The sequence below is a fragment of the Bradyrhizobium jicamae genome (assembly GCF_001440395.1).
GTDB lineage: Bacteria > Pseudomonadota > Alphaproteobacteria > Rhizobiales > Xanthobacteraceae > Bradyrhizobium > Bradyrhizobium jicamae.
Window position 1 is genome coordinate 24,723 of sequence record NZ_LLXZ01000150.1, and the last position, 5,160, is coordinate 29,882.

Consider the following 5,160-nt stretch of genomic DNA (forward strand, 5'->3'; position numbering starts at 1 on the left):
AAGCCCGGCCATGACGACTTCGATTGATTTACGCCACCATCAATACAGCGGGAACCTGGTCGGCTCGCCGCCCAAATCCGACGGCGGGTTGAGCGGTTGGCGGTCGATCGGGCGGTTGAGGTTTTCGCGCGCGAACGATGGGTACCCGTACGGCGATGGAAACGCGTAGTCCAAGAACTTGCGGTCGCCTGGCAAAACCTCGGTGCCGGCGTCGAGCCAGGAGCGCGTGGTAACGAAAACGCGGGTGCGCGGCCCCTGCTGATAAACCCGGTTCGGCCCCTGCGATCCGTAAGTGATCCGGCCGTCGCGATCATACTGCGGCTGCTGCTGACGCTTGGTCTGAGCGTTTGCCGGGCTCGCGACGAGGCCGACCACGACCGCGGCGGCAGCACAAAATACCGCGAACTTCGTCGCAGCTGGAAATTTCGGGGTCATTGCATCCTCGTCATTAGCTACCCCCGAAGGGGGCCTGGCAGATCGCCAAATCTGGTTGCGCGCATTGTAGCCACGGCGCAAGCATCGTCGCTAGGTCAATTGCGCCACACCGCGACGGAATAATACCGCACGAGGCGAAAAAGTTTCATGAAAACCAGTGTCTTGGCCGCTTGTTGCCACAATTGTAGGGGGCGCGGGAGCCGAGTCCCGCCGGCGCCGGGCTAGAGAGCGCCGCGCAGCCGCGGATTATCCGCGCCCATCACCCAGTCCGCGGACAAGGCGGGTGCCCCCGATGTCCCGCAATCGCTGCGCCTGACTTCGGCGCGGGCGAACAATTCCGCCAGTTTGGCATCGCTGCCGGCCGTCAGCAGGACCAGCCGGTTGAGCATGCAGCCGATCGCGGTGCGGCGGGCGGGCAGGTCGTCGCCCAGGCAGGACCAGCCCGAGAGGCGGAATTTCGGCTCGTCGACATGCTTGAAGAATCGCAGGCAGGAGCGCGCGGCTTCGGTGCCGCCGATCCGGCGAAACAGGGTCACGGCGCCGAACTTGCTGTCGATGATCCCGGCAGCCTCCAGCTCGCGCGCGCCTGCAGGATCCATCCGTGCGGCAAGGTAGCCGGCAGCCGATCCGACTTGGTCGGTTTCTTCGCCCGGACGATAGATTTCGAGTTCAGCGACCGGCACACCTCCGGCCCCGCTCCAATGGAACACGTCCTTGCGGCCGCCTTCCGGGTGCCTGAAAATCTCGTAAGTCTCTGTCTTGCCTGGGAAAATAAACTGGCTGACGGCGAATGCCGGCGCCGTACGCGCAGCCTGGCTCCAGGTCTTTGGCGAAGTCTCCATCGCCGTGACTTCCGGGAGGTGCTGCCATAGCGCGATACCGCCAATGGCCATCAGCGCCAGCGTCATCAGATAGGCGCAGAGCCGTGCCAGCGTGCCGCAGACCTCGTCCGCGAAGTTCGCCAGCGCCGGGTGAATTCTCGCCCTATATTGGAAATTGGCCGTTCTGGCCGGAAACGCATGCATCAAGCGCCCAAACGCAACCGTCACACGTTGTCTAGATTCTTGTTTTGACGCGTTTTCTTCACGCGAACCGGTATCCACTTCGCTCGAAATCGCTATAAGGACGTTTCTCGCATAGAAGCGCTGCCTTCCCCCTTTCCGCTCGAGGCGGCGGGGCGGCATTTTTCCTCGGAGAGTGAACGATGGGTTACAAAGTCGCTGTCGTCGGTGCGACCGGCAATGTCGGGCGCGAAATGCTCAACATTCTCGACGAGCGCAAATTCCCCGCCGACGAGGTCGTCGTGCTGGCCTCGCGCCGCAGCGTCGGTGTCGAGGTGTCCTATGGCGACCGCACCCTCAAGGTCAAAGCGCTCGAGCACTACGATTTCTCCGACGTCGACATCTGCCTGATGTCGGCCGGCGGCTCGGTGTCGAAGGAATGGTCGCCCAAGATCGGCGCCGCCGGCGCCGTCGTGATCGACAATTCCTCGGCCTGGCGCATGGACCCGGACGTGCCGCTGATCGTGCCGGAAGTGAACGCGGACGCGGCAAAGGATTTTGGCAAGAAGAACATCATCGCCAATCCGAACTGCTCGACCGCGCAGCTCGTGGTCGCGCTGAAGCCGCTGCACGACAAGGCCACCATCAAGCGCGTTGTCGTCGCCACCTATCAGTCGGTGTCCGGCGCCGGCAAGGATGCGATGGACGAACTGTTCTCGCAGACCAAGGCCGTCTACACCAATGACGAGCTGGTCAACAAGAAATTCCCCAAGCGCATCGCCTTCAACGTCATCCCCCATATCGACGTCTTCATGGAGGACGGCTACACCAAGGAAGAGTGGAAGATGATGGCGGAGACCAAGAAGATTCTTGATCCCAAGATCAAGCTCTCCGCCACCTGCGTGCGCGTGCCTGTCTTCGTCGGCCATTCCGAGGCCGTCAACATCGAGTTCGAGAACCCGATCACCGCCGACGAAGCGCGCAACATCCTGCGCAATGCGCCGGGCTGTCTCGTGATCGACAAGCAGGAGCCCGGCGGCTACGTCACGCCCTATGAGTCGGCTGGCGAGGACGCCACCTATATCAGCCGCATCCGCGAAGACGCGACGGTGGAGAATGGGCTGGCGCTGTGGTGCGTCTCCGACAATCTGCGCAAGGGGGCGGCGCTCAACGCTGTTCAGATCGCCGAATGCCTGATCAACCGCAAGCTGATCAGCGCGAAGAAGAAGGCGGCGTAGGCGTAGTTCGTAGGGTGGGCAAAGGCGCATTTGCGCCGTGCCCACCAATCCTGTTCATTGCATAGAGAGATGGTGGGCACGCTTCGCTTTGCCCACCCTACAATACCGCAGCTCGGGGGAGCCGGATTGTCATGAGCGAACAACCGGCTTCCTACCAGCCCAACCCCCAGCTCAAGCGCGTCGAGCGCGGCTTCGAGAGCGTGCTGTTCAACAGCCGCTGGCTGATGGCGCCGTTTTATTTCGGCCTCGTCGTCAGCCTCGCGGTGCTGTTGTTCAAGTTCTGCGCGGTGTTGGTGGAGTTCATCGTCCACGCGCCGGGCTCGAAAGAATCCGACATCATCCTCGGCGCATTGTCGCTGATCGACCTGTCGCTGACCGGCAATCTGATCCTGATCGTGGTGTTTTCCGGCTACGAGAACTTCGTCTCGAAAATCGATCCCGCCGGCCATCCGGACTGGCCGGAATGGATGACCAAGATCCATTTCGGCGGCCTCAAGCAGAAGCTGATGGCCTCGATCGTCGCGATCTCGGCGATCCAGGTGCTGAAGGCCTTCATGAACATCGATACCGCGTTCGATCCGACCAAGCTCGCCTGGCTGGTCGGCGTGCACCTGGTGTTCGTGATCTCGGCCTTCATGCTGGCGATCTCCGACCGCTGGGGCGGCGGCGACCACGGCGGCGAATAGCAGCGGGTTACGTTGCTTCCCTGACGCTCTGAAACTCCTTCGTCTCCTTGTCGAGCACGAACAGCGAGCCCTCGGCGACGCCGAAATAGGCGCCGTGCAATTGCATCTCGCCTCGTTCGACCCGGGTGCGGACGAACGGGAACGTCATCAGGTTTTCGATTGAGCGGAAGATCGCGGCCTTCTCGATACGGACGACGAAATCCTGCATTGACTCGCGCTCGCGCTGCTCGACGATCTCGCCCGGCTTGATGAACATCGCCATCCAGCGGCCGATGAAATCGCCCGGCGACAGCGGATCGATCTTGTCAATGAAGGCTTTGATGCCGCCGCATTGGGCGTGCCCGAGCACGACGATGTGTTTGATACGGAGCACGTTGACGGCATATTCCAGCGCCGCCGAGACGCCATGGGCGCCGCCGTCCGGCTGATAGACCGGCACCAGATTGGCGACGTTGCGCACCACGAACAGCTCGCCAGGGCCGGCATCGAAAATCACTTCCGGCGAGACGCGGGAATCGCAGCAGCCGATCACCATCACGGCGGGCGACTGGCCGCGCTCGGAAAGTTCCCGGTAACGCGTCTGTTCGGTGGGCAGCCGCTGCGAGGTAAAGGCCCGGTAGCCGTCGAGCAAATGTTGCGGGAATGACGTTGTCATGTTGCCTGTGCCTCTGGTCTGGGCCCTGCCTAACCATAGACCGATGACCGGAACAAGGCTTTCGGACCGGGGTTTGAAATGTTAGGGCGTGGGGCTCAAAACGCCTCAGAGGAAACCCATCCATGACCCGTCCGCGCCGCAGCCTGTTGTTCATGCCGGGATCGAACGCGCGGGCGCTGGAAAAGGCGCGCAGCCTGCCCGCCGACGGCATCATTCTGGACCTTGAGGATTCGGTGGCGCCGGACGCCAAGGCTGTCGCCCGCGACCAGATCGCCAAGGCGATCGCGGCCGGAGGCTTCGGCAAGCGCGAGGTGCTGATCCGCGTCAACAGCCTCGATACGCCCTGGTGGGTCGAGGACGTCACCATGGCCGGCAAGGCCCGGCCCGACGGCATTCTGGTTCCCAAGGTTTCTACCGTTGCCGACCTCAACGCCATTGCGAACCGCCTCAGCGATATCAACGCCGACATGTCGATCCGGGTCTGGGCGATGATCGAAACCGCGCGCGCGGTGCTCGATGCGGACAAGCTCGCGGCGGCATCGAAGGATTCCGAAACAAGGCTCGCCGGCTTCGTGTTCGGACCCAATGATATCTCGCGGGAGACGCGGATCCGCATGCAGCCGGGCCGCGCGGCGATGATCCCGATGATCACGCACTGTATCCTGGCGACGCGCGCGCACGGGCTCGAAATTCTCGACGGCCCTTACAGCGACATCAGCAATATCGACGGCTTCGCGACCGAATGTGCGCAGGGCCGCGATCTCGGCTTCGATGGCAAGACGCTGATCCATCCGAGCCACATCGAGGCCTGTAACGCCATCTTCACGCCGCCGGCCGAGGAGGTCGAGCAGGCGCGCAAGATCATTGCAGCGTTCGAACAGCCGGAAAACGCCTCGCGCGGCGCGATCCAACTCGACGGCCGGATGGTGGAGCGGCTGCACGCCGACATGGCGCGACGCACGATCGCGATTGCCGACGCAATCGCCGCCATGGGGCATTGAGGTTTCGGTAGATATCTTCTTCCTTCTCCCCTTGTGGGAGAAGGCGGCGCGAAGCGCCGGATGAGGGGTTCTCTCGGCGCGCACGACTCGTGGACAGAACCCCTCACCCGTCGCCGAACTTCGTTCGGCGCCACCCTCTCCCAC

At 62.8% G+C, this 5,160-nt stretch carries 6 protein-coding genes; 3 read left to right on the forward strand and 3 right to left on the reverse strand.

Annotated features, from left to right (window positions below):
* Positions 1-39 precede the first annotated feature (39 nt).
* The gene (locus tag CQ12_RS24060) at positions 40-435 is read right to left on the reverse strand and encodes a hypothetical protein (protein ID WP_057837785.1); all 396 of its coding nucleotides are present in this window, start codon (positions 433-435) and stop codon (positions 40-42) included.
* 221 nt (positions 436-656) lie between these two features.
* Positions 657-1,460: a hypothetical protein gene (locus CQ12_RS24065; protein ID WP_057837786.1), complete on the reverse strand. Its 804-nt coding sequence runs from the start codon at positions 1,458-1,460 to the stop codon at positions 657-659.
* Between the two features lie 179 nt (positions 1,461-1,639).
* Between CQ12_RS24065 and CQ12_RS24070 the strand changes: the two genes are divergently transcribed.
* Both CQ12_RS24070 and CQ12_RS24075 read left to right on the forward strand, forming a co-directional pair.
* A complete protein-coding gene (locus tag CQ12_RS24070) occupies positions 1,640-2,674 on the forward strand; it encodes an aspartate-semialdehyde dehydrogenase (RefSeq protein WP_057837787.1) in 1,035 nt (344 codons plus the stop codon).
* 131 nt (positions 2,675-2,805) lie between these two features.
* Positions 2,806-3,360 carry a TIGR00645 family protein gene (locus CQ12_RS24075; protein ID WP_057837788.1) on the forward strand — a complete coding sequence of 185 codons (555 nt, stop codon included), beginning with the start codon at positions 2,806-2,808 and terminating at the stop codon, positions 3,358-3,360.
* A 7-nt stretch (positions 3,361-3,367) separates the two neighbouring features.
* On the opposite strand, the gene CQ12_RS24080 is transcribed toward CQ12_RS24075, so the two are convergent.
* Positions 3,368-4,015, reverse strand: a complete 648-nt coding sequence (locus tag CQ12_RS24080) for a carbonic anhydrase (RefSeq protein ID WP_057837789.1) — start codon at positions 4,013-4,015, stop codon at positions 3,368-3,370.
* Positions 4,016-4,137: 122 nt separating this feature from the next.
* Between CQ12_RS24080 and CQ12_RS24085 the strand changes: the two genes are divergently transcribed.
* On the forward strand, positions 4,138-5,016 hold the full coding sequence (locus tag CQ12_RS24085) for an HpcH/HpaI aldolase/citrate lyase family protein (protein WP_057837790.1): 879 nt from the start codon (positions 4,138-4,140) through the stop codon (positions 5,014-5,016).
* Positions 5,017-5,160: the final 144 nt, after the last annotated feature.